The sequence below is a fragment of the Prevotella sp. P2-180 genome (assembly GCF_002251435.1).
Classification (GTDB): Bacteria; Bacteroidota; Bacteroidia; order Bacteroidales; family Bacteroidaceae; genus Prevotella.
On sequence record NZ_NPJI01000054.1, the window covers coordinates 1 to 607 of the forward strand.

The 607-nt window shown below is 44.3% G+C and carries 1 protein-coding gene; it reads left to right on the forward strand.

Annotated elements, in window-relative coordinates; translation table 11 throughout:
* Window positions 1–516: Fic family protein (locus CIK98_RS08115; RefSeq protein WP_172409867.1), on the forward strand; the 516-nt coding region annotated here is incomplete at its 5' end.
* Window positions 517–607 lie beyond the last annotated feature (91 nt).

The following is a 607-nucleotide window of genomic DNA, read 5'->3' on the forward strand; positions in this document are numbered from 1 at the left end:
ATCCATCCTTGGGCTGACGGCAACGGACGAACATGCCGGCTGCTGATGAACCTGCTGCAGATGGAATATGGTGTATTACCCACAAAGGTGCTGAAAGAAGATAAGGCAGAATACATACAGGCGCTAATCAGCACAAGAGAAGAAGAAAACATAGATATTTTCCTGAATTGTATGAGCCACCTGCATTGCAGTCACCTGAAACAGGATATCGACCAATTTATAAAGAATATGGCATCTGAAATGGTCGATAAACATGGTTTTGCGAAGGAAATGGTCGATAAATGGTCGATAAAGCCCTCTTTGGCGGATAAACTGTCCAGCATTCTTGTCTTTATGGCCGATAAAGAAGAAACGACGACAGAAACCATCGTTCAGCAGTTTGGATTTACTGCAACCACCGCAAAACGCTACTTGCGACAACTTACGGAGTTTGGCTATCTCGCAGCGAAGGGAGGTAACAGAAACAGAACGTACACCATGTTGAATCCTTCGCAAATAGAAGGAAAGGACAGGTGACAGGTCACTGTCCCGCAGGAATAGTCAAAAATATAATCTCAAATGTTATAAAATAATTGAGGAGGCAGGACACTGACCTGTCCGGTGTCGC